Origin of the sequence: Streptomyces sp. NPDC053541 (genome assembly GCF_044544705.1) — a bacterium.
Lineage (GTDB): Bacteria > Actinomycetota > Actinomycetes > Streptomycetales > Streptomycetaceae > Streptomyces.
Window position 1 is genome coordinate 106,751 of record NZ_JBITXM010000001.1, and the last position, 21,892, is coordinate 128,642.

At 72.6% G+C, this 21,892-nt stretch carries 20 protein-coding genes and 1 riboswitch; of the genes, 10 read left to right on the forward strand and 10 right to left on the reverse strand.

Annotation, left to right across the window (positions count from 1 at the left end; all coding sequences use genetic code 11):
* Positions 1–71: 71 nt before the first annotated feature.
* Positions 72–1,751 carry a diguanylate cyclase CdgB gene (gene cdgB, locus ACIGW2_RS00580; RefSeq protein WP_391652848.1) on the forward strand — a complete coding sequence of 560 codons (1,680 nt, stop codon included), beginning with the start codon at positions 72–74 and terminating at the stop codon, positions 1,749–1,751.
* Between the two features lie 154 nt (positions 1,752–1,905).
* Positions 1,906–2,871: a CBM35 domain-containing protein gene (locus ACIGW2_RS00585; RefSeq protein WP_391652847.1), complete on the forward strand. Its 966-nt coding sequence runs from the start codon at positions 1,906–1,908 to the stop codon at positions 2,869–2,871.
* Between the two features lie 25 nt (positions 2,872–2,896).
* Here ACIGW2_RS00585 and ACIGW2_RS00590 read toward each other — a convergent pair whose 3' ends face one another.
* The 5 genes from ACIGW2_RS00590 to ACIGW2_RS00610 all read right to left on the reverse strand — a co-directional run bounded on the left by ACIGW2_RS00590 (position 2,897) and on the right by ACIGW2_RS00610 (position 7,999).
* Positions 2,897–3,742: a ketose-bisphosphate aldolase gene (locus tag ACIGW2_RS00590; protein WP_391652846.1), complete on the reverse strand. Its 846-nt coding sequence runs from the start codon at positions 3,740–3,742 to the stop codon at positions 2,897–2,899.
* Positions 3,743–3,793: 51 nt separating this feature from the next.
* A complete protein-coding gene (locus ACIGW2_RS00595) occupies positions 3,794–4,729 on the reverse strand; it encodes a 1-phosphofructokinase family hexose kinase (protein WP_356061433.1) in 936 nt (311 codons plus the stop codon).
* Positions 4,730–4,845: 116 nt separating this feature from the next.
* Positions 4,846–5,991 (reverse strand): N-acetylglucosamine-6-phosphate deacetylase, encoded by a 1,146-nt coding sequence (nagA, locus tag ACIGW2_RS00600; protein WP_399840401.1) that lies wholly within the window; start codon positions 5,989–5,991, stop codon positions 4,846–4,848.
* The gene (locus ACIGW2_RS00605; protein ID WP_391652844.1) at positions 5,991–6,944 is read right to left on the reverse strand and encodes an ROK family protein; all 954 of its coding nucleotides are present in this window, start codon (positions 6,942–6,944) and stop codon (positions 5,991–5,993) included. Before ACIGW2_RS00605 ends, nagA begins: the two co-directional genes overlap by 1 nt.
* A 131-nt stretch (positions 6,945–7,075) precedes the next feature.
* The gene (locus tag ACIGW2_RS00610) at positions 7,076–7,999 is read right to left on the reverse strand and encodes an SIS domain-containing protein (RefSeq protein ID WP_399840403.1); all 924 of its coding nucleotides are present in this window, start codon (positions 7,997–7,999) and stop codon (positions 7,076–7,078) included.
* 202 nt (positions 8,000–8,201) lie between these two features.
* Here ACIGW2_RS00610 and ACIGW2_RS00615 point away from each other — a divergent pair, with 202 nt between their 5' ends.
* The 3 genes from ACIGW2_RS00615 (at position 8,202) to otsB (ending at position 10,699) form a co-directional block, all read left to right on the forward strand.
* Positions 8,202–9,497: an ABC transporter substrate-binding protein gene (locus ACIGW2_RS00615; protein ID WP_399840405.1), complete on the forward strand. Its 1,296-nt coding sequence runs from the start codon at positions 8,202–8,204 to the stop codon at positions 9,495–9,497.
* A gap of 10 nt (positions 9,498–9,507) precedes the next feature.
* A complete protein-coding gene (locus ACIGW2_RS00620; protein ID WP_356061423.1) occupies positions 9,508–9,768 on the forward strand; it encodes a DUF3263 domain-containing protein in 261 nt (86 codons plus the stop codon).
* Positions 9,769–9,853: 85 nt separating this feature from the next.
* Entirely contained in the window at positions 9,854–10,699 is an 846-nt protein-coding gene (gene otsB / locus ACIGW2_RS00625; RefSeq protein WP_399840407.1) for a trehalose-phosphatase, read from the forward strand.
* A gap of 104 nt (positions 10,700–10,803) precedes the next feature.
* Here otsB and ACIGW2_RS00630 read toward each other — a convergent pair whose 3' ends face one another.
* The 4 genes from ACIGW2_RS00630 to ACIGW2_RS00645 all read right to left on the reverse strand — a co-directional run bounded on the left by ACIGW2_RS00630 (position 10,804) and on the right by ACIGW2_RS00645 (position 16,105).
* The gene (locus tag ACIGW2_RS00630) at positions 10,804–13,080 is read right to left on the reverse strand and encodes an immune inhibitor A domain-containing protein (RefSeq protein WP_399840408.1); all 2,277 of its coding nucleotides are present in this window, start codon (positions 13,078–13,080) and stop codon (positions 10,804–10,806) included.
* Between the two features lie 292 nt (positions 13,081–13,372).
* Complete coding sequence (locus tag ACIGW2_RS00635) at positions 13,373–14,731, reverse strand: trehalose-6-phosphate synthase (RefSeq protein WP_399840409.1); 1,359 nt, start codon at positions 14,729–14,731, stop codon at positions 13,373–13,375.
* A 145-nt stretch (positions 14,732–14,876) separates the two neighbouring features.
* Positions 14,877–15,107 carry a hypothetical protein gene (locus ACIGW2_RS00640; RefSeq protein WP_391652832.1) on the reverse strand — a complete coding sequence of 77 codons (231 nt, stop codon included), beginning with the start codon at positions 15,105–15,107 and terminating at the stop codon, positions 14,877–14,879.
* Between the two features lie 38 nt (positions 15,108–15,145).
* Positions 15,146–16,105 carry a glucosyl-3-phosphoglycerate synthase gene (locus ACIGW2_RS00645; RefSeq protein WP_391652953.1) on the reverse strand — a complete coding sequence of 320 codons (960 nt, stop codon included), beginning with the start codon at positions 16,103–16,105 and terminating at the stop codon, positions 15,146–15,148.
* Between the two features lie 121 nt (positions 16,106–16,226).
* Positions 16,227–16,369, forward strand: a riboswitch (SAM riboswitch).
* Here ACIGW2_RS00645 and thrC point away from each other — a divergent pair.
* The 5 genes from thrC to ACIGW2_RS00670 all read left to right on the forward strand — a co-directional run bounded on the left by thrC (position 16,363) and on the right by ACIGW2_RS00670 (position 21,179).
* Positions 16,363–17,685, forward strand: coding sequence for a threonine synthase (thrC, locus tag ACIGW2_RS00650; RefSeq protein WP_391652831.1), 1,323 nt, complete (start codon positions 16,363–16,365; stop codon positions 17,683–17,685). It overlaps the preceding riboswitch by 7 nt.
* A gap of 23 nt (positions 17,686–17,708) precedes the next feature.
* Entirely contained in the window at positions 17,709–17,984 is a 276-nt protein-coding gene (locus tag ACIGW2_RS00655) for a MoaD/ThiS family protein (RefSeq protein WP_361587384.1), read from the forward strand.
* A 398-nt stretch (positions 17,985–18,382) separates the two neighbouring features.
* Entirely contained in the window at positions 18,383–18,586 is a 204-nt protein-coding gene (locus tag ACIGW2_RS00660; protein WP_005315736.1) for a cold-shock protein, read from the forward strand.
* Between the two features lie 361 nt (positions 18,587–18,947).
* The gene (gene groL, locus ACIGW2_RS00665) at positions 18,948–20,570 is read left to right on the forward strand and encodes a chaperonin GroEL (protein ID WP_356061409.1); all 1,623 of its coding nucleotides are present in this window, start codon (positions 18,948–18,950) and stop codon (positions 20,568–20,570) included.
* A gap of 126 nt (positions 20,571–20,696) precedes the next feature.
* On the forward strand, positions 20,697–21,179 hold the full coding sequence (locus tag ACIGW2_RS00670) for an SRPBCC family protein (protein WP_361587382.1): 483 nt from the start codon (positions 20,697–20,699) through the stop codon (positions 21,177–21,179).
* Between the two features lie 30 nt (positions 21,180–21,209).
* On the opposite strand, the gene ACIGW2_RS00675 is transcribed toward ACIGW2_RS00670, so the two are convergent.
* Entirely contained in the window at positions 21,210–21,881 is a 672-nt protein-coding gene (locus ACIGW2_RS00675; protein WP_391652829.1) for a hypothetical protein, read from the reverse strand.
* Positions 21,882–21,892 lie beyond the last annotated feature (11 nt).

The following is a 21,892-nucleotide window of genomic DNA, read 5'->3' on the forward strand; positions in this document are numbered from 1 at the left end:
ACAGTGCACCAAGCCGATGAAGCCGATGAGAACCCTGGAGTCAGCTGTCGAGGTCTCGGGGAGAGCGAGCGATGGAGACCGAGTCGGAGCCGTACGTCCGTCTTGCGACCCTGCGTCAGCTGCATCAGGTCGTGGCGGACCTCAACACCGCCCGCAGCCTTGCGGACACCGTGCAGGCCGTCGCCGACGGCATCGTCGCGGGCCTCAACTATGAGCTGGCCTGCGTCAACCTCGTGCGCCCCGACGGCGACCTCATCGTCTCCGCCTTCGCCGGCAGCCCCGCCGCCGAGGCCCTGATCACCGGCCGGGTCGGCTCCCGCGCCTCCTGGGACCGGCGGCTCTCCATGGGCGAGGCCTGGGGCGACCTGCGCTTCATCCCGCACACCGAGGGATGGGTCCTGCTGGAGGACGACGTCCCGCAGTGGCACACCGAGGGCCCCGCCCCCCGCTTCGAGGACGAGTGGCACCCGCACGACCGCCTCTACGCCCCGATGTACGCGCCCGGCGCCCGCGCCGCCCACCCGGGCGGCCCCCCGGGAAGCGGCCGCGAGCTGCTCGGCGTGATCTCCGTCGACCGCCCGCGCAACGGCCGCCACCCCGGACCCTGGGGCCGCGAGGCGCTCCAGATGTACGCCTCGCAGGCCGCCATCGCCATCAGCAACGCCCGGCTCCGCTCCAACATGCAGCGCGCCCTGATCCGCCTGGAGCGCGAGCAGCAGGCCCTGCGCGCCAGCGAGGAGTCCTTCCGGCAGGCCTTCGAGTACGCGCCGTCCGGCATGGCCATCGCCGAGATGGGCGGCGACCAGCACGGACGCCTGCTGCGCACGAACGACGCGCTGTGCCGGCTGCTCGGCCGCCCCGCCTCCGTGATGCGCCGCTACAGCTTCGCCGACCTCGTCCACCCCGAGGACATAGGCACCCTGCTCCGCACCTCCGCCGAGGGCGGGCGTGCCGAGCTGCGCCTCGGCCGCCGCGACGGCACCTACGTCTGGGTCTCGCTGCGCAACTCCGTGGTCGCCGACACCGCCGACGGACCCCGCTTCCTGCTCACCCACGTCGAGGACATCGAGGAGCGCAAGCGGCACGAGCTCCAGCTCGCCCACCGCGCCTCGCACGACGCCCTCACCGGCCTGCCCAACAGTGCCGAGCTGCGCTCCCGGCTCTCCGCCCGGCTCTGCGAGCGCCCCTTCGCCGCCTCCGCCCCCGAGGGCGCGCCCGGCTTCGAGCCGCCGTACGAGTACGACTACGAGCACGAGCACGGCTTCGGCTTCTCCCCGGCCGCCGGTCCCGCCGGGCCCTACGACCACCACGTGCACACGGTCGCCCCCACCGGCGGCGAGACCGACGACGGCACCAAGGGCCTCGCCGTCCTCTTCTGCGACCTCGACGGCTTCAAGTCGATCAACGACCGCTTCGGGCACCACACCGGCGACGCCGTCCTCATCGAGGTGGCCCGCCGGCTCACCACCGGGGTGCGGGACGGGGACACGGTGGCCCGGCTCGGCGGCGACGAGTTCGTCGTGCTCGCCGACGGCCTCGGCTCGGCCGACGCCGCCGACCTCGCGGTCCGGCTGCGGAACGCGATCATCCCGCCGATCCGGGTGGACGGGCGGGCGGTCCGGGTCGGCGCCAGCTTCGGCATCGGCTGGGCCGAGTGCGGCATGACCGTCGAAGAGGTGCTCAACAGCGCCGACCAGCGGATGTACGTCGAGAAGCGGTCCCGTTCCAAGGTCCACAGACGGGCCGGATAGCCCCGGATCGGGCGCGGGCCGGGCGGCCCGTCGGGGCGCGGGTGCCGGGGTCGTTCACCGGACGTACACGAAGCGCCGAACCGGCGACTGGGCCGTACGAGGTAGGCTCGGCCGGTCGGCGACGGCTGGCGAGCAGGGAAAAGGAGTGACCCGGATGGCTGCCGGTAACGACGGCACGAACAAGCCCGAGGACGACGATCCGTTCGGCTATCTGTACGCCGACGGCCAGGCGGCGGGTGCCCAGCCACCCTCCGGCGGCGGCTACGGCTACCCGGGTCCGGCGGCGCAGCCGGGCGTGCCCCGCACCTCGTACAACCAGGTCCGCACGGTCGGCGAGCGGCAGTACGGCGGCCACCACCAGCACCACCAGCAGGCGCAGCCGCCCTTCCCGCAGCAGCAGGGCTACGGGCAGCCGAACCCGCAGTACGCGGCCCCCGAGACCTACCCCGGCGGCGGCGCCCACCGGCCCGGTCCGGCGCAGCCCGCCGGGCGCGGCGGCCGCGGCCCCAACACCAAGGGCCTGCTGATCGGCGCCGTCGCGGTCGTCGCGGTGGTCGTGGCCGGCATCACCGCCGCCGTGATCGCCAACAGCGGTGACAAGACGGACGGCGCGGGCGGCACCGGCGGCTCGTCGACGGCGCCGAGCCAGGTCTCGGAGTCCCCCTCGGTCGCCCCGAGCCAGTCCTCGCAGGCCCCGCAGGCGCTGCCGCAGCAGGACGCGGCGACGCTGAAGCTGGGCGGCTCGGCGGCGCTCGCCAAGGACATCAAGGGCGCGGAGGGCGCGGACGGCGCCTACGTCACCGGGTTCAACGCGATCGGGTCCTCCGTGACCTGGCAGGCGGACGTGGAGAAGGCCGGGACCTACCGGCTGTACGTGCGCTACGCGATCCCGGCCAAGGACGCCTTCGCCACCCTGACGGTGAACGACAAGGCCAACACCAATCCGATAGGCCTGAAGAACTTCATCAACTCCTCGGACCCCAACCTGGAGAAGAACTGGCAGACCACCTGGGCGCCGGTCGACCTCAAGCAGGGGCAGAACACCATCAAGATCTCGTGCGAGCAGGGCAACCAGTGCGACGCGATCTTCGACTGGCTGGAGATCCGGCCGGGAGAGTAGCCGGCTCCCGGCCGGCGCTCGCCGGTCAGAGCAGGCGCAGGAAGGCCTCCACCGTCCCGGCCATCGCCTCGCGGGCCGGGCGGAGGTACTTGCGCGGGTCGACCGCGTGCGGGTCGGCGGCCAGGAAGTCGCGTACGGCTCCGGTGAAGGCCGTGTTCAGGGCCGTACCGACGTTGATCTTGACCATGCCGGCGGCGACGGCGGCGCGGATCTCGGCGTCCGGCACGCCGGAGGAGCCGTGCAGCACCAGCGGGACCGGGACGGCGTCCTTCAGGGCGGCGATCAGGGCGTGGTCGAGGGTGGCGGTGCGCTCGGTCATCGCGTGCGAGGAGCCGACGGCGACGGCGAGGGCGTCGACGCCGGTGTCGGCGACGTACGCGGTGGCCTCGGCCGGGTCGGTGCGGACGCCGGGCGCGTGCGCGTCGAGCGGGGGCTCGCCGTCCTTGCCGCCGACCTTGCCGAGTTCGGCCTCGACCCAGATGCCGCGCTGCCGGCCCCAGCGGACCGCCTCCGCGGTGGCCTTCACGTTCTCCCCGTAGTCCAGCTTGCTGGCGTCGAACATGACGCTGCCGAAGCCCTCGGCGTGCGCCTGCCGGAGCAGGTCGACGGACTCGACGTGGTCGAGGTGGAGGGCGAGCGGGGCGGTGGAGGCGCGGGCCACGGCGGCGGCCGCGGCGGCGACGGCGGAGAGCCGGCCGCCGTGGAACTTCACGGCGTTCTCGGAGATCTGCAGGACGGCGGGGCGGCCGGCCCGCTCGGCGCCGGCGGCGATGGCCTCGGCGTGTTCGAGGGTGATGACGTTGAAGGCGGCGAGGCCGGTGCCGGCGGCCTGGGCCTCGGTGACGAGCTCGCCGGTGCGGACGAGGGGCATGCGGTTCCTCCGTGCTGCGCGTACGGCGGCCGCGTGGTCACGCCATCGGGGTCACGCGGCCGCCCGGTCGTGGACGGTGATGCGGGGGAGCAGGGCCTCGTAGGCGGTCTCGTCGAACTCGCCGGCCACCGGCGAGAGCACGGTCGCCGCGGACAGGGCCACGGCGTGGCTGAGCCGGGTGGGCCAGTCGGCGCCGTCGACGAGTCCGGCGAGGAGCGCGGCGACGGCCGAGTCGCCGGCGCCGGTCGGGTTGCCCTTCACGGGGGCCGGCGGGGCCGCCTCCCACAGGCCGTCGGGCGTGGCGGCGAGCAGGCCCTCGGGGCCGAGCGAGGTGACGACGGCGTGGGCGCCGCGGCGGCGGGCGTCGCGGGTGGCCCGGTAGGGCTCGCGGGAGCCGGTGAGCTGGGCGAGCTCCGCCGCGTTGGGCTTGATGAGTTCGGGGCGGGCGGCGATGCCGCGGCGCAGCGGTTCGCCGCTGGTGTCGAGCAGCGCGGGGACGCCGGCGGCGCGGGCGAGCCGGACGAGTTCGGCGTAGGCGCCGACGTGGATGCCGGGCGGGAGGCTGCCGCACAGGGCCACGGCGCGGGCCCCGTCGAGGAGTTCGGTGAAGCGCGCGGTGAACGCGGCCCATTCTTCCGGGGTGATGACCGGGCCGGGTTCGTTGAGCTGGGTGGTGTCGCCGCCGGCGACGTCGACGACGGCGACGGTGCGGCGGGTGGCGCCGGAGATCGGCACCAGGGCGTCGTGGACGGGCTGTCCGGCGGTGGTGGCGGCGAGCAGGGAGCGCACGGTCGCGCCGGTGGCGCCGCCCGCGAAGCCGGTGACGACGGTCTCGTGGCCGAGGGCGCCGAGCACGCGGGCGACGTTGAGGCCCTTGCCGCCGGGGCGTTCGATGACCTGGGTGACCCGGTGCGAGGCGTGCGGGACGAGGGCGGGCACCCGGTAGGTGAGGTCGAGCGCCGTGTTGAGGGTGACCGTCAGGATCACCTGGCCACCTCCCCGTTCGTCTCCCGTCACCGGCCGTCGGCGCCCTGATCATGCCAAAGAGAAGGGCGGTTGGCCCAGACCCCGGACCAACCGCCTTCCGCTGACTTGTACGGGAATCAGCCCAGTTGGGGCTCAATCACCCAGGCGCCCCCGCGCATCACGCCCTTGAGCTCGAAGTCCGCGTCGAGGACCACGAGGTCGGCGTCCTTGCCGGGCTCCAGGGAGCCGACCCGGTCGTAGACGCCGAGCAGCTTGGCGGGGTTGGCGGAGATGGCCTGGACGATCGACTCGACGGGCAGCTTGTCGACGGTGGCGGCACGCTTGAAGGCGCGGTCCAGGGTGAGCGTCGAGCCGGCGATGGATCCGCCCTCGACGAGCCGGGCGACGCTGTCCTTCACCTCGACGGCGAGCGGGCCGAGCATGTAGTTGCCGTCGCCGAAGCCGGCCGCGTCCATGGCGTCGGTGATGAAGGCGACGCGCTCGGGGCCGGCGTGGTGGAAGGCCAGCTCCAGGGCGGCGGGGTGCAGGTGGGTGCCGTCGTTGATGAGCTCGACGGTGACCCGCTCGTCCTCCAGGAGCGCGGCGATCGGGCCGGGCGCGCGGTGGCCGAGGGCGGGCATCGCGTTGTAGAGGTGGGTGGCGACGGTGGCGCCGGCGTCGATGGCCGCCCGCGTCTGCTCGTACGTGGCGTCGGTGTGGCCGATGGCGGCGATGACGCCGTGCTCGGCGAGCAGCCGTACGGAGTCGAGGCCGCCGGGCAGCTCGGTGGCGAGGGTCACCATGCGGGCCTGGCCGCGTGCGGCGTCGACCAGCTTGCGCACCTCGGCGGGCTCGGGGTCGCGCAGCAGGGTCTCGTCGTGGGCGCCCTTGCGGCAGGGCGAGATGAAGGGGCCCTCGAAGTGGATGCCGGCGATGTCGCCCTGTTCGGCCAGCTCGGAGAGCAGCCCGGCCCGCTGGGTGAGGAAGTCGGTCTCGCCGGTGACGAAGGAGGCGACGACGGTGGTCGTGCCGTGCAGGCGGTGGGTGCGGACGCCGGTGAGGACGTCCTCGACGGTGCCGGAGGTGAAGGAGGCGCCGCCGCCGCCGTGGTTGTGCATGTCGACGAAGCCGGGGACCAGCCAGTGGCCGGTCAGGTCGAGGACGGGGGCGTCCTCGGGGGCGGAGCCCGCGATGCGGTCGCCGGCGACGATCACGCGTCCGTTCTCGACCGTTCCGGTGGGCAGCACGACGTGCGCGCCGGCGAGAACCTTGTGATCGGCCATCAGGCGGAAACCTCCGGGTCGTGGGTCTGCGGGTCGGGGGAGAGAAGGTCCCAGGCGAGGAGGCCCGCGCCCAGGCATCCGGCGGTGTCCCCGAGGGCCGCCGGGACGATGGCGGGCAGCTTCTGGAACGTCACGCGTTCCTCGACCGCGGCCCTCAGGGGTGTGAACAAGGTTTCCCCGGCCTCGGCGAGACCGCCACCGATGATGAGCGTGCGGGGGTCCAGCAGGGTGAGCGCGGTGACCAGGCCGTCGGCGAGGGCGTCGACGGCGTCCTGCCAGATCCGGGCGGCCACGGGGTCGCCGGACTCGACGGCCTTGGCGCAGTCGGCGGCGTCGGCCTCGGGGTCGCCGGAGGCGGCTGCCCAGGCGAGGGAGACGGCGGAGGCGGAGGCGTAGCGCTCCAGGCAGCCGCGCTGGCCGCAGCCGCACTCGGTGCCGCCGGGGCGGACCACGATGTGCCCGATCTCGCCCGCGTAGCCGTGCGCGCCGGCCTCGATCGCGCTGCCGATGCCGATGGCGCCGGCGATGCCGGTGCCGAGCGGCACGAAGAGGAAGCGGTCGGCGCCGTTGCCCGCGCCGATCCGGCCCTCGGCGAGGCCGCCGGTGCGCACGTCGTGGCCGAGGGCCACGGGGATGCCGCCGAGGCGTTCGCTGAGCAGGGCGCGCATCGGGACGTCGCGCCAGCCGAGGTTGGCGGCGTAGACGGCGATGCCGCGGGCGGCGTCGACGATGCCGGGCACGGCGACTCCGGCGGCCGCGGCGGGCTCGCCGTACCGCTCCTGGCCGAGCGCGCGCAGCTCCTCGGCGAACCCGAGGATCGTCTCGACGACGGCCTCGGGTCCGCGCTCGCGGCCGGTGGCGCGACGGGCCTCGTGGAGCAGGGTGCCGTCCGCCCCGACGAGGGCGGCCTTCATGCCGGTGCCGCCCACATCGAGGGCGATGACGTGTCTCACGGGGACAGTCTCGCCCGTCGGGGCCCGAAAGGTCTAGTCCACTGCGCTGGATTGTTGCGGTCGGATACAAATTCGAACCGGGCCCGGCGGCGCGGGCGCGCCGGGCACCGCCCGAAGGCCGCCGCCCGGCCTCACGCCTCCGGTGCGAGGATCACGCTGCGCGTGAGGTTGCGGGGGCGGTCCGGGTCCAGGCCGCGGGACTCGGCGAGGGTCACCGCGAGGCGCTGGGCGCGGACCAGGTCGGCGAGCGGGTCGGTGCCGGGGCGCGAGACGAGGGTGCCGCCGACCCGGGCGACGTCGCCGGCCAGGCCCTCGGGCAGCTCGCCGAAGACCCAGGCGACCCGACCGGGCGCGGTGATCGCGATCGGGCCGTGGCGGTACTCCATCGCCGGGTACGCCTCGGTCCAGGCCCCGGCGGCCTCGCGCATCTTCAGGGCGGCCTCCAGGGCCAGCCCGTAGGTCCAGCCGCGGCCCAGGAAGGTCCACTGCTCGGCGCCGAGGGCGGCCTCCGGCAGCGGTTCGGTGAGCGCGAGCTCGGCGTCCACGGCGGCCTCCTCGACCGGCTTCACGCCGGTCGCCTCGCGTACGTCCCCGAGCCCGGCGCGCAGGAAGGCGAGGGCGGTGGTGGCGAAGCGGGTCTGGACGACCGACTCCTCGTCGGCCCAGTCGAGCACGGCGACCTCGTCGGCGGCCGTCATCACCGGGGTCTTCGGGTCGGCGGTGAGCACGGTGGTCGGGACCCGGCCGCGGAGCGCGGCGAGCAGGTCGAGCACCTCGGTGGTGGTGCCGGAGCGGGTGATGGCGACGACCCGGTCGTACGGGCGGTGCGCGGGGAACTCCGAGGAGGCGAAGGCGTCGGTCTCGCCGAGGCCCGCGGCCTCGCGCAGCGCGGCGTAGGCGAGGGCCATGAACCAGGAGGTGCCGCAGCCGGTGACGGCGACCCGCTCGCCGGGCTTCGGCAGCCCGTCGAAGCCGGCGGCGGCCAGGGCGGCGCGGCGCCAGGCGGCAGGCTGGGTGGCGATCTCGGTGGAGGTGCGGGCGGGGGTACGGGACATGCGGGGCGACTCCTATTGGTCCAGACCGGTCGAACATCCGGGAAAGAACTGCCAGGTACTGCCGTGGTGCTGCCGCACCGTGCATAGCAGTGCGGGCCGTCGCACGGCAATGCGTGGCAATGCGTTGCAGAAGCGATATGTGAGTGGTGTAGACCTCCGGTGAAAACCCGGGAGAAACTTGCGGTCGAACAAGGTCTCGACGATGAGCAAAGGGTGGGTTACGGCTGTGCAGCGGCGACGATTCCTGGGACTGGCCGCGGCGGCCACCGCACTCGGACTGACCGCCGGCCTCTCCGGCTGCGGCACCCTCGGCGGCTCCGGCGACGTCACCCTGAAGCTCGTGGCCGCCGACTACGACCTGACCGGCGGCGACTCCACCCGGAAGTACTGGGCCGGCCTGGTCTCCGCCTTCGAGGCGAAGAACCCCGGCGTGAGGGTCCAGGTCCAGATCGAGTCCTGGAACGACGTGGACCGCAAGGTCGCCGAGATGGTGAAGGCCGGCCAGGCCCCCGACGTCGCCCAGATCGGCGCCTACGCCGACTACGCCGCCGCAGGCCAGCTCTACTCCGCCGACGAGCTGCTCTCCATCCCCGTCCAGGCCAACTTCCTCGCGCCGCTCGTCGACGCCGGCGAGTACAAGCGCACCCAGTACGGGCTGCCCTTCGTCGCCTCCACCCGACTGCTCTTCTTCAACCAGGAGCTGTTCGACGAGGCCGGCGTCGACGCGCCCCCGACCACCTGGGCCGAGCTCGCCGCGGCCGCCGGGAAGCTGAAGAAGAAGGGCGTCACCTACCCCTTCGCGCTGCCGCTGGGCCCCGAGGAGGCCCAGGCCGAGACCATGATGTGGCTGCTCAGCGGCGGCGGTGGCTACATCGACGGCACCGGCCACTACGACCTGGACTCCGAGGCCAACGTCCGCACCTTCGACTGGCTGCGCGACCACCTCGTCGCCCCCGGCCTCACCGGCCCGGTCGCCCCCGGCAAGCTCGACCGCAAGCAGGCCTTCGCGGCCTTCACGCGCGGCGAGGTCGGCATGCTCAACGGCCACCCCTCCCTCATGCAGGAGGCCGCCAAGAAGGGCGTCAAGGTCGGCAAGGTGCCGCTGCCCGGCACCGACGGCAAGGCCAGGGCCACCATGGGCGTCGCCGACTGGATCATGGGCTTCAAGCAGAACGGGCACCGCAGGGAGATCGGCGCCTTCCTCGACTTCGTGTTCAGCGACGAGAACGTCCTGAAGTTCGCCGGCGACAACGACCTGCTGCCCGCGACCGTCACCGCCTCCGCCACCATGCAGTCCGACCCGAACTCGGCCGACCTGCGCGAATTCCTGGAGGCGCTGCCCGAGTCCCAGCTGCCGCCGGTCGGCAAGACCTCCTGGGCGCAGGTCAGCAGCAGCGTGAAGAAGGACATCGGCAAGGCGGTGCAGCCGGGCGCGCGCCCCGTGGACGTGCTGGGCCGGCTCGCCCGGCAGGCGACGGTGGCCGAGTCCGCCGAATAAATTGGTCTGTATGACCAGAGAAGCAGCGGCGGAGCCGGCCGGGCCGGGCGAGCTCGGCGAACGCGAGCGGGCCGTCCTCGCCGTGGAACGGCGCTCCTGGCCCGGCCCCGGCGCCAAGGAGCGGGCGGTGCGCGAACAGCTCGGCCTGTCCGCCACCCGCTACTACCAACTGCTCAACGCGCTCCTCGACGACCCGCGGGCGCTGGCCCACGACCCGGTCACGGTCAACCGCCTGCGCCGGGTCCGCGCGGAGAAGGCCGCCCGCCGCTGACGACCCGCCCGTGACGGCGCGCCGCTGACGCCCGCCCGCGCCCGTGCCGCTGACGGGACCGGCATCCGTCGGTAGGGTCGGGGGCATGGTCAGCAGCCTGCCGCACCCGACCACGGCCGCCGGCCGCGACGGCCTCGCCGCGCTCCTCGCGCGGCCCGCGAAGGCCGTCGTCGCCCTCGACTTCGACGGGACGCTCGCCGAGATCGTCCCCGATCCGGAACGGGCCCGCGCCCACCCGGACGCCGTCCGCGCGCTCGCCGCGCTCGCCCCGAAGGTGGCCGCCGTCGTGGTGGTCACCGGCCGCCCGGCCGGCGTGGCCGTACGGTACGGGGGCTTCGCCGGCGTCCCCGGCCTGGAGCACCTGGTGGTCCTCGGCCACTACGGCGCGGAGCGCTGGGACGCCGTCACCGGCACCGTCCAGGCCGCCGCCCCGCACCCGGGGGTCGCCTCCGTCCGGGCCGAGCTGCCCGGCTTCCTCGACCGGATCGGCGCCTGGCCCGGCACCTGGATCGAGGAGAAGGGCCGCGCGGTCGCCGTCCACACCCGGCGCGCCGAGGATCCGCAGGGCGCGTTCGAGGCGCTGCGGGGCCCGCTCGGCGACCTCGCCACCCACCACGGCCTGGTCCTGGAGCCGGGCCGGATGGTCCTGGAGCTGCGCCCGCCGGGCATGGACAAGGGCGTGGCGCTCGCCGACTACGTAAGGGAGACCGGCGCGGGCGCCGTCCTCTACGCGGGCGACGACCTCGGCGACCTGCCGGCCTTCGCGGCCGTCGAGAAGCTGCGCTCCGACGGCACCCCGGGCCTGCTCGTCTGCTCCGCCGCCGAGTCCGCCGCAGTCCCCGACCTCGCGGCCCGCGCCGACCTCACGGTGCCGGGCCCGGCGGCGGTGGTGGGGCTGCTCGCGGGGCTCGCGGAGGCGATGGGCGCCTGACGGCGGGAGCCTGACGAGAGGCGCATGACGAGGGGGCGCATGACGAGGGGCCCCGGACCGCGTGGCGCGGTCCGGGGCCCCGGTGGTGCCTCACCGATCGGTGGTTACGGGTTCGCCACCGTGATCGTCAGGTCGTCGCCGGCGTCACCGGTGATCGTGACCTTCGTGCCGTGGCCCGCGACCTTCACGCTGGCCTGCGGGGCCGTCGGGTCGTAGTAGGCGTTCGGGTCGGTGTCGTCGAAGACCGGCAGGCCGGGGACGGACGGGGCGCAGGCGGCCTTCGTCGCGACGGTCTGCTGCTTGCCCTTGCCGACCAGGACCTCCTTGTGGAGGCAGGTCGCGTCCGTCGGCTCCAGGCCGAAGGTGGCGTCGAAGGGCTGACGGCGGTTGCTGGGCGCGGTGCCGTCGTCGTAGCGGAACGGGGTCGGACGGGCGTCGACCACCATCGCCGAGCCGCCGCCGGGGTGGTTGCTGACGTTGTTGTCGTCGTACGAGCGGTCCACGTACCAGACCAGCATGCCGTTCTGGAACTTGAAGAACTCGACCCAGTCCGGAGCCGTGAGCGGCTTGCTGAACTGGTACGGGCCCTCGGCGAGGAGCGCGTCGGCGCCGACGTACTCGCGGTTCTCCAGGAGGTAGTAGCGCGGGTAGGTGGCCGTCTCGGTGCCGGTGGAGATCTTCCAGCGGTCCTGTCCGGTCCAGCCGTTGGTGCCCTGCTCGACGTCGTCGGAGGTCAGCGTGGTGCCGCCGGTGCCGAGGGTGATGTCGTCGAGGAAGGCGCCGGCGAAGTGCACGCCGCCGTCCGTCTGGTAGCGGAAGCGGAACAGCGAGGGCTTGCCCGCTGCGTCGTACGAGAAGCGCAGCGTGGTCCACTTGCCGGCCGAGGAGCCGGAGACGGCCGCGCCGGCGCGCTGCCAGTTGGCACCGCCGTCGAGCGAGTACTCGGCGAAGAGGTAGTCGAAGTCGGCCTCGATCTCGTACCAGGCGTTCGCCTTCACCGTGACGCGCGAGGTGGCGGGCACGGAGCGGGTGAGGGACTGGTTGAGGCCGTCGGCGGAGCCGGTCCACCAGGCGTGGGTGCCGGAGGTGGGCGTCGTGTAGGAGGTGCTGCTGGCCTTGTCGGGCAGCGCGACGCGGACGGCCTGGGCCTTGCCGGCGACCTGGAGGGCGGCCGGGCTGAGGGTGTACGAGCCGGTGGCGCCGAGCGGCGCGTCGGCGTAGTCCAGCCAGCCGAGGAACAGCTTCTCCTCGGCGCCCATCAGACCCGGGTGGGTGCCGATGCCCTCGCCCGCGGCGGCGCCGTGGCCGAGCCAGGAGCCGGAGCTCATCAGGGTCCAGAAGGCGGTGGAGTTCTCGCCGCCGTCGGTGTCGTAGAAGTCGGGCAGGCCGAGATCGTGGCCGAACTCGTGGCAGAAGACGCCGAGTCCGCCGTTCTCGCCCTCGGTGGTGTAGTCGCCCAGCCAGTACTTGGACTGGCCGATGCGGGCGCCGCCCTGCTTGTTCTGGGTGCCGGAGACGTCGGGGCCGGTGAGGCCGTAGTCGTCGCCGTTGACGTACCAGCGGTGCGACCAGATGGCGTCCTCGCCCTGCGCGCCGCCGCCCGCGTCCTCGCCCATGCCGGCGTGCACGGCCTGGAAGTGGTCGATGTAGCCGTCGGCCTCGTCGAAGTTGCCGTCGTGGTCGTAGTCGTTGCGGTCCCACACGTCGAACTGCGCGAGGTAGGCGTCGATCTCGGCGGGCGTCTTGCCGGCCGCGAGCTGCGCGTTCCACCAGGCGTCGCCGGTGTCCTGGATGAAGGCCCAGGAACCGCCGGTGTCCTCGACGGCGTTGTCGCCGTAGTAGGAGGCGTTGTAGGGGACCTTGACCCAGTCCTCGACGGTGTTGGTCACCGAGTAGCGGCCGTTCGACAGCTTCTCGTAGAAGGTCTTCATCGACTCGCCGGAGCCGTTGAACAGCTCCTCGTAGTGGGCCTTGGAGAAGTCCGCCGTCCACGCGTTGGAGTTGTCGGTGCTGCGGTCCGGCTGCGGAATCTGGTTGTGCAGGGGTCCGGGGACCGTGCCGTACTTGCCGGCGCTCAGGTCGCCGAACTCGGAGAGGATCGTGAAGATCTTCTCCTGCCGGACCTCGGTGGTGGTCTCGGTCTCGGCGAACTTCCCGGGCGCGACCTCGACGACGCCACGGGCGTTCGCCTTCGCCTTGCCCTTGGCGACCAGGTCGATCGCCTTCTTGCGCAGCTCGGTGCGCTGCTTGCTGAGCGGTCCGGGCCGGTCGTCCGGCCGGGGCGCCGCGGTGGCCCCGGGGCCGCTGTCCCGGGCTTCCTGCGCCGCGGCGGGGGTGATTCCCGCGGCGAGGAGTGCGGTGAGCGCCGACCCTAGGGTCATGCCCACGACAATCTTGTTCTTCAAGGCTGCGCGATCCCTTCGCTCACATGCGGGGTGCCGCATGGTTCGCGTGGTTCCGTAGGAGACTTACGGATCGCCTGGGGGAACGATCGGCGCCGAGTCTGGCACGGAAGCCCCCCGCCCGAGGAGGGGGAGATCCCGAGGAATTTCCCTCCCGTCCATAGGGGTGCTGTAGGGGAGGGGAGGGGTCCGCTCCGCCCGCGGGGGCGCGCCGCGGGTCGTGCGCGCCGCGGGGCCGTGCGTCGGTGGCCCGGCGGCGGCCCGTCGGCCGTCAGGAGGCGCGCAGGGAGTCCAGCTGGTTCAGGAACCAGCGCTGCGGCGGGTGGGCGGTGGCCGCGGTGGCGAGCCGCTTGGTGCGCTCGGCGCGCTCCGGCGCGGGCATCGACAGGGCCTGGTGGAGCGCCTCCGCCGTGGCCGTGACGTCGAAGGGGTTCACCGTCAGGGCGTCCCGGCGCAGCTCCTCGTAGGCGCCCGCCTCGCGGGACAGCACCAGCGCGCAGCCGGCCTCCGAGACGACCGGGATCTCCTTGGCCACCAGGTTCATGCCGTCGCGCACCGGATTGACCAGGGCCACGTCCGCCAGGCGGTACGCGGCGAGCGAGCGCGTGAAGTCGTCCTCCACGGAGACCAGGACCGGCTGCCAGTCCGCGGCGCCGAACTCCTCGTTGATCCCGTCCGCCAGCTCCCGCACCGACGCCGTGTACGCCCGGTAGACCTCCAGGTCCTGACGGGACGGATACGCGGACGCCAGGTGGACCACCCGGCCGCGCCACTCGGGGCGGGCGGTGAGCAGCTCGCGGTAGGCGAGCAGGCCGCGCAGGACGTTCTTCGACAGCTCCGTGCGGTCCACCCGCACGATCGTCCTGCGGTCCCCGACCTCCGCGCGCAGCCGCGCCAGCCGCTCGTCCACCTCCGGCCGGTGCGCGAGCGCGAGCAGGTCGTCGCCGTCCACGCCCAGCGGATGCACCGCCGCCCGGGGCCGGCGCGCCGCGCCCGCCACGTACGGATCGGCCAGGAACGCGTCCGCCCACCGGCGGGTGTGGAAGCCGACCTCGTCCGCGCCGAGCATCCCCTCCGCCAGCTCCCGGTGCACGTCCTCCGGCAGCATCGCCAGATAGGCCGGCTCCGCCCACGGGGTGTGGGTGAAGTGGCCGATCCTCAGGTCGGGGCGGCGCTCGCGGAGCATCCCCGGCACCAGCGCCAGGTGGTAGTCCTGCACCAGCACCGCCGCGCCCTCGTCGGCGGCCTCCGCGAGCGCCTCCGCGAAGGCCCGGTTGTAGTCGCGGTACGACTCCCAGCGGCGCCGGAACTCCGCGTCGAAGACGGGCTCGCGCGGGATGTCGTAAAGATGGTGGTGGAGGAACCACAGCACCGAGTTCGCGATGCCGTTGTACGCGTCCGCGTACACCTCCGGGTCGATGTCCAGCATCCGCACGCCCGGCTCGGCCACCCCGCGCCGCACGGCCTCGCGGTCGCCCTCGCCGAGCGCCGCGCACACCCACACGCCCGACGACACGGCGCTCAGCCCCGAGACGAGCCCGCCGCCGCCCCGCCGGGTGTCCAGTGAGCCGTCGTCGCGCACGGTGTACGAGACGGGGCCGCGGTTGGATGCCACGAGGACAGAAGCCATACGGCGAACCTAGCCCGTCCGGTAAACGCTCAAACGTGCGGATTCGAGACGCGCGGATTCGCGCCAGGAAACCCCAGGGATCTCGTGTGCCCCAGGGCCCTCGCCCGCCCCGGGAGTCCCGCCCAACCCGGAAGTCTCGGGCGCCTCACCGCTCCCTGCCGGCCCGCACCGCCGCCAGCGCCACCACGCCGGTCGCCGCCAGCGCCACACCCAGCCCGCCGAGCAGCCACAGGCGCTCCGCGCCCGCGTCCCGCTCGGCGATCGGCGTCCGGCGCTCCGGGGCCGTGCCCGCCGCCCCGGCCGGCCCCGCGCCGCCCAGGAGGAGTACCAGCACCGCGACGGCCGCCCCCAGCGCCCTTTCCGTTCTGCACCGCATGAGAGGGAAATCTAGGCAGAAAGACCCATTATCGGCTGTTACGCCACGCGGCGCCGCTCCGCGTACTCCGCGATCTCCGCCATCGGCGGGCGCTCCTCCGTGTCCACCGCGTACGTACGGGGCACGAAGCCCGGCGCTCCCGCGCCGCCCTCGCCCCGCTCGAACTGCGTCAGCCGCGGCCGCACCAGGTGCCCGCGGGACAGCCGCAGCTGGGCCGTGCGGTAGATCGCCGCCGCCATCCGGCCCAGCGCCTGCCCGTCCTGGTGCCGGTGCTTCCGCACGCCCACGTCCACCTGCGCGAGCGCGTCCAGGCCCACCGTGTGCAGCGCGTCCACCAGCAGGCCCAGCTCCACCCCGTACCCGACCGGGAACGGCAGCCGTTCGAGCAGCGAGCGCCGCGCCGCGTACTCACCGCCCAGCGGCTGCACGAAACCGGCCAGCTGCGGCCAGTGCAGGTTCAGCAGCGGGCGTGCCACCAGCTCCGTCACCCGCCCGCCCTGACCGGGGGCGTCGCCCAGCGGGCGGTCGTACATCGCCTTCACGAACGCCACGTCCGGATCGGTCAGCAGCGGCCCCACGATCCCCGTCACGAAGTCCGCCGAGAAGTCCCGCAGATCCGCGTCCACGAAGCAGACCACGTCCCCGCCCGTCACCATCAGCGACCGCCACAGCACCTCGCCCTTGCCCGGCACCGCCGGCAGCCGCGGCAGGATCGCGTCCCGCGCCACCACCCGCGCGCCGGCCGCCGCGGCCACCTCGGCCGTCCGGTCCGTGGACCCCGAGTCGATCACCACGAGCTCGTCCACCAGCGGCACCGCGTCCGTCATCAGCTCGCGGCGGATCACCGAGACGATCGCGCCGACCGTCGCCTCCTCGTTCAGCGCGGGCAGCACCACGCTGACCCGGGTGCCCCGCTTCGCGGCCAGCACCGCCTCCAGCGGACGGTCGGCCACGGACCAGGACCGCCGGGCCAGCCAGCGCTCCACTTCTTCCAGCAACGTGATCTCCATCTCGCGGATCGGACGACCGGTTCCACCGTCGAAGGCTTCGGTTACAGTCTTGAACAACGCGGAAGCCCGATGCATGTCGGGGTGCCGACCGCGTCTCACAATCGAATACCGCTCATCCAGAGGGGCAGAGGGATACGGCCCGTTGAAGCCCCGGCAACCCTCCAGTCGGTTCCGTCGTCTCCAGCGAGGTCCCCGGCTAGGGAAGGTGCCAAATCCGTCTCATGGCGAAATGCGTCATGAGGAAGATGAGGAGAAAGGGCCTCGCCTCCATGGCTGTACAGACCGTCGCACCCGCTTCCGGAACCCCCGCCACCGTCGACCTCGGTCCCGCGTCCGGACTCTCCTGCCGCGAGTGCGGCGAGACCTTCCCGCTCGGCCCGATCTTCGCCTGTGAGCTCTGTTTCGGCCCCCTCGAAGTCGCCTACGACCTGCCGACCGGCGACCCCGAGGCGCTCCGCAAGCGCATCGAGGCCGGCCCCGCGAACATCTGGCGCTACGCCCCGCTGCTCCCCGTCCCGGCCGACGTCGCCGAGAAGCCGAACCTGAACCCCGGCTGGACCAAGCTCGTCCAGGCCGACAACCTGGCCCGCGCGATCGGCGTCGAGCCCGGCAAGCTCTTCGTCAAGGACGACTCCGGCAACCCGACCCACTCCTTCAAGGACCGGGTCGTCGCCCAGGCCATCGAGGCCGCCCGCGCCTTCGGCTTCACCACCCTCTCCTGCTCCTCCACCGGCAACCTGGCCGGCGCCGTCGGCGCCGCCGCCGCCCGCGCCGGCTTCCGCTCCTGCGTGTTCATCCCGCACGACCTGGAGCAGGGCAAGGTCGTCATGGCCGGTGTCTACGGCGGCGACCTGGTCGCCATCGAGGGCAACTACGACGACGTCAACCGCTTCTGCTCGGAGCTCATCGGCGACCCGCTCGGCGAGGGCTGGGGCTTCGTGAACGTCAACCTCCGCCCGTACTACGGCGAGGGCTCCAAGACCCTCGCGTACGAGATCTGCGAGCAGCTCGGCTGGGTCATCCCGGACCAGCTGGTCATCCCGATCGCCTCGGGCTCGCAGCTGACGAAGATCGACAAGGGGCTCCAGGAGCTCATCAAGCTGGGCCTGGTCGAGGACAAGCCGTACAAGATCTTCGGCGCCCAGGCCGAGGGCTGCTCGCCGGTCTCCGCCGCCTTCAAGGCCGGCCACGACGTCGTCCGCCCGCAGAAGCCGAACACCATCGCCAAGTCCCTCGCGATCGGCAACCCGGCCGACGGCCCGTACGTGCTCGACATCGCCCGGCGCACCGGCGGCGCGGTGGAGGACGTGAACGACGAGCAGGTCGTCGACGCGATCAAGCTGCTCGCGCAGACCGAGGGCGTCTTCGCCGAGACCGCGGGCGGCGTGACCGTCGGCGTGACGAAGAAGCTCGTCGAGGCCGGCGTCATCGACCCGTCGCTCACCACCGTCGTGCTCAACACCGGTGACGGGCTCAAGACCCTGGACGCCGTGGCCGACAGTTCTCAGGCGACCGCCACCATCCGCCCGAGCCTGGACGCGTTCCGCGACGCGGGCCTGGCCCACTGACTCAGAGAGGTACGACGACCGCCATGGCCGTGAACGTCCGCATCCCCACCATCCTCCGCACCTACACCGGGGGCCAGGCCGAGGTCCCGGCCGAGGGCGCCACCCTCGCCGAGGTCATCGCCGACCTGGAGAAGAACCACACCGGCATCGCGGCCCGCGTCCTGGACGACCAGGGCAAGCTGCGCCGCTTCGTCAACGTGTACGTCAACGACGACGACGTGCGCTTCGAGCAGGGCCTGGAGACGGCCACGCCGGACGGCGCCGGCGTCTCGATCATCCCGGCCGTCGCCGGAGGCTGACCCTACCGGCGGGTACCGGTGAATCCTGAATTGCCCCTTCCGCGAGAAGAAGCGGAAGGGGCAATTCTGCATGGTTGAGCGCGATAGAGTTGGGGAAGCCCCCTCCGCTGCGCATGCCAGGTGCATATGAGAATGCGCCCCGACCTGACAAGAAGCAGCCAATGTGCCCGCCTCTTGTGCCCCATCTGCGCCGTTTGCCGGGCCCGACTTGCCCCGTGATTCAGTGAATTCTCCCCAATTCCCCTTTCCGGCGTGCCCAGAATTCTCGTCCGATTGACCTGTTGCAGAGGGCAGTTGGGCAGATACATTCAGCCGCGGTCGACGCGTTCCGGCGCAGGGTCTGACCCGGGTCCGCGAAGTGCGGATCCGCGCAAGGGCCAGTAATAGGGGAGTTAGGCATGGCTCAGGGCACCGTCAAGTGGTTCAACGCGGAGAAGGGCTACGGCTTCATCGCGGTCGACGGTGGTGCGGATGTTTTCGTCCACTACAGCGCGATCCAGATGGACGGATACCGCACCCTCGAAGAGGGTCAGCGGGTCGAGTTCGAGATCTCGCAGGGCCAGAAGGGTCCGCAGGCGGACATGGTCAAGCTCGCCGTCTGAGCGCGGCGCGATCGGCCACCGACGCACTTCCGTCGAGGGGCCCGCATCCCGGCAGGGATGCGGGCCCCTCGCGCGTCCCCGGCCACCCCGGCCTCCGTCGCCGGCCACCCCGGCGCCCGTCCGCGACCGGTCCCGGCGGTTGTCCACAGGGCGGGCGGATCCTCCGTAGTCGCTTGCACTCGCCTAGGTCGAGTGCTAATCATTGGCGTTAGCACTCTCACGCTGAGAGTGCTACGAGGATCGGGCAGACGAGGTCGCGGACCGAGTGGGGAAGGAACCACGAGGAGCGCGGGCCGTCCGTCGCGGGCGTCGGCGCGGTCCAGGAGCGTTATCCACCCCATGTCCGGGAGGACCACTTCACATGGCCAAGATCATCGCGTTCGACGAGGAGGCCCGGCGCGGTCTCGAGCGCGGCATGAACCAGCTCGCTGACGCCGTCAAGGTCACCCTCGGCCCGAAGGGCCGCAACGTCGTCCTCGAGAAGAAGTGGGGCGCCCCCACGATCACCAACGATGGTGTCTCCATCGCCAAGGAGATCGAGCTCGAGGACCCGTACGAGAAGATCGGCGCCGAGCTGGTCAAGGAAGTCGCCAAGAAGACGGACGACGTCGCCGGCGACGGTACGACCACCGCCACCGTTCTCGCCCAGGCGCTGGTCCGCGAGGGCCTGCGCAACGTCGCCGCCGGCGCCAACCCGATGGCCCTCAAGCGCGGCATCGAGAAGGCCGTCGAGGCCGTCTCCGGTGCGCTGCTCGACCAGGCCAAGGAGGTCGAGACCAAGGAGCAGATCGCCTCCACCGCCTCCATCTCCGCCGCCGACACCCAGATCGGCGAGCTCATCGCCGAGGCCATGGACAAGGTCGGCAAGGAAGGCGTCATCACGGTCGAGGAGTCCCAGACCTTCGGTCTGGAGCTTGAGCTCACCGAGGGCATGCGCTTCGACAAGGGCTACATCTCGGCGTACTTCGCGACCGACATGGAGCGCATGGAGGCCGCGCTCGAGGACCCCTACATCCTCATCGTCAACTCCAAGATCTCCTCCGTGAAGGACCTGCTCCCGCTCCTGGAGAAGGTCATGCAGTCGGGCAAGCCGCTGCTGATCATCGCCGAGGACGTCGAGGGCGAGGCCCTGTCGACCCTGGTCGTCAACAAGATCCGCGGCACCTTCAAGTCCGTCGCCGTCAAGGCCCCGGGCTTCGGCGACCGCCGCAAGGCCATGCTGAACGACATCGCCATCCTCACCGGCGGCACGGTCATCTCCGAGGAGGTCGGCCTCAAGCTGGAGAACGCCGGTCTCGACCTCCTGGGCCGCGCCCGCAAGGTCGTCATCACCAAGGACGAGACCACCATCGTCGACGGTGCCGGTGACAGCGAGCAGGTCGCGGGCCGCGTGAACCAGATCCGCGCCGAGATCGAGAACAGCGACTCGGACTACGACCGCGAGAAGCTCCAGGAGCGCCTGGCGAAGCTCGCCGGTGGCGTCGCCGTCATCAAGGCCGGTGCCGCGACCGAGGTCGAGCTCAAGGAGCGCAAGCACCGCATCGAGGACGCCGTCCGCAACGCGAAGGCCGCCGTCGAGGAGGGCATCGTCGCCGGTGGTGGCGTGGCCCTGCTGCAGGCCGGCTCGGTCTTCGAGAAGCTGGAGCTCGACGGCGACGAGGCCACCGGTGCCGAGATCGTCCGCAAGGCGCTGGCCGCCCCGCTGACCCAGATCTCCGTGAACGCCGGCCTCGAGGGCGGCGTCGTGGTGGAGAAGGTCCGCAACCTCCCCGTCGGCCACGGCCTCAACGCCGCCTCCGGCGAGTACGTGGACATGATCGCCGAGGGCATCATCGACCCGGCCAAGGTGACGCGCTCCGCGCTGCAGAACGCCGCCTCCATCGCGGCCCTGTTCCTCACCACCGAGGCCGTCATCGCCGACAAGCCGGAGAAGGCCGCCGCGCCGGCCGGCGGCGGCATGCCGGGCGGTGACATGGACTTCTGAGCCTGATCTCCCGATCGGCTCCGGTCCTGCCGAGGGCGGCACTCCCTGCTGGGGGTGCCGCCCTCGGGCGTTCGGGGGGATGCTGGTGGAGGAGCCCCTCGGCCCTCCGTACGGCGGGAGAAGCCCATGATCACGCTGCTGACCACCCCGGCGGACCGCGAGCTGGTCATCACCCGCACCTTCGACGCACCGGTCACCCGCGTCTGGGAGGCGTGGACCCGCCCCGAACACGTCCGGCAGTGGTACGCGGCCGAGGCCCTGACCATGTCCGTCTGCGAGATCGACCTGCGCCCGGGCGGCGCCTGGCGCTGGGGCCAGCGCGGCCCCGACGGCCAGGAGATCGTCTTCTCCGGCACGTACGAGGAGATCGTCCCGGCCGAGCGCCTGGTCTACACGGAGCTCTTCGAACAGATGCCGGGCGCCGCCCCGGTCCGCGTGACCCTCTCCTTCGACGCCACCCCCGACGGCGGCACGGCCCTCACCAGCACCTCCTTCTGGCCCACCAGCGAGATCCGCGACCAGGCGCTGGCCGCCGGCATGGAGGCGGGCGTGCGCGAGCAGTACGACCGCCTGGCGGCGCACCTGAAGACGATGGGGCGGACGGGCTGACCCCGTCCGCCCCCACCGTGCCCCGCGCGGTCAGTCGACCAGATCGGACCAGACGTTGAAGTCCCGGTCGTCCACGACGTCCTCGCCGAGCCCCAGCTCGTCCCCGAGCGCGAGGAAGCGCTCGTAACGGGCCTCGCCGATCGGCACGAAGTACCCCTTCAGCGCCCGCAGCAACAGCCGGAAGCCGAGGTCCGCGTCCACCTCGGCCGCCCGGCGCAGCGCCGGGACGACACCGTCGATCGGGTGGTACGCGTGGTCGGCCGTGGCCTGCTCCAGGGCGGGCCCGGCCGTCCCGATCTCGTCGAGGACCTTCTCCCGCACGGGCCCGGGCACCGCCGTGGCGGCGGCGACCGGCGTGAAGGACGGGTCGTCACGCCGGATCCGCTCCGCGCAGATCTCGGCGACCCGGCGCAACCACACCCGCCCGTCGATCCCGAGGCGCTCCAGGTCGAACGCCCGGAACGTCCCCGCGAGCCACAGGGCCTCGATCTCCCGGCTGGACAGCGCCGAATCGAGGAGCACCAGGCAGTCCCGCAGCAGCTGAACGGCGAACCGCCCCTCGAACTGCCCGGCGCAGCTCCTGACGACGTCCAGGCCGGCGGCCTCGCTGTTGACCGGGGGATAGCAGATCCACTTGATGAGTCCGCTGAGCCCGATGTCGACACCGAGGTGCCGGTGGGGGAGCGGGTGCGGCTGCGCCATCCGTTCTCTCA

Bases quoted from the DNA above. Each gene is read 5' to 3' on its own strand.
- cdgB (WP_391652848.1), top strand. From the start codon at position 72: ATGGAGACCGAGTCGGAGCCGTACGTCCGTCTTGCGACCCTGCGTCAG.
- ACIGW2_RS00585 (WP_391652847.1), top strand. From the start codon at position 1,906: ATGGCTGCCGGTAACGACGGCACGAACAAGCCCGAGGACGACGATCCG.
- ACIGW2_RS00590 (WP_391652846.1), bottom strand. From the start codon at position 3,742: ATGCCCCTCGTCCGCACCGGCGAGCTCGTCACCGAGGCCCAGGCCGCC.
- nagA (WP_399840401.1), bottom strand. From the start codon at position 5,991: ATGGCCGATCACAAGGTTCTCGCCGGCGCGCACGTCGTGCTGCCCACC.
- ACIGW2_RS00610 (WP_399840403.1), bottom strand. From the start codon at position 7,999: ATGTCCCGTACCCCCGCCCGCACCTCCACCGAGATCGCCACCCAGCCT.
- ACIGW2_RS00615 (WP_399840405.1), top strand. From the start codon at position 8,202: ATGAGCAAAGGGTGGGTTACGGCTGTGCAGCGGCGACGATTCCTGGGA.
- ACIGW2_RS00620 (WP_356061423.1), top strand. From the start codon at position 9,508: ATGACCAGAGAAGCAGCGGCGGAGCCGGCCGGGCCGGGCGAGCTCGGC.
- otsB (WP_399840407.1), top strand. From the start codon at position 9,854: ATGGTCAGCAGCCTGCCGCACCCGACCACGGCCGCCGGCCGCGACGGC.
- ACIGW2_RS00630 (WP_399840408.1), bottom strand. From the start codon at position 13,080: ATGACCCTAGGGTCGGCGCTCACCGCACTCCTCGCCGCGGGAATCACC.
- ACIGW2_RS00635 (WP_399840409.1), bottom strand. From the start codon at position 14,731: ATGGCTTCTGTCCTCGTGGCATCCAACCGCGGCCCCGTCTCGTACACC.
- ACIGW2_RS00640 (WP_391652832.1), bottom strand. From the start codon at position 15,107: ATGCGGTGCAGAACGGAAAGGGCGCTGGGGGCGGCCGTCGCGGTGCTG.
- thrC (WP_391652831.1), top strand. From the start codon at position 16,363: ATGAGGAGAAAGGGCCTCGCCTCCATGGCTGTACAGACCGTCGCACCC.
- ACIGW2_RS00655 (WP_361587384.1), top strand. From the start codon at position 17,709: ATGGCCGTGAACGTCCGCATCCCCACCATCCTCCGCACCTACACCGGG.
- ACIGW2_RS00660 (WP_005315736.1), top strand. From the start codon at position 18,383: ATGGCTCAGGGCACCGTCAAGTGGTTCAACGCGGAGAAGGGCTACGGC.
- groL (WP_356061409.1), top strand. From the start codon at position 18,948: ATGGCCAAGATCATCGCGTTCGACGAGGAGGCCCGGCGCGGTCTCGAG.
- ACIGW2_RS00670 (WP_361587382.1), top strand. From the start codon at position 20,697: ATGATCACGCTGCTGACCACCCCGGCGGACCGCGAGCTGGTCATCACC.
- ACIGW2_RS00675 (WP_391652829.1), bottom strand. From the start codon at position 21,881: ATGGCGCAGCCGCACCCGCTCCCCCACCGGCACCTCGGTGTCGACATC.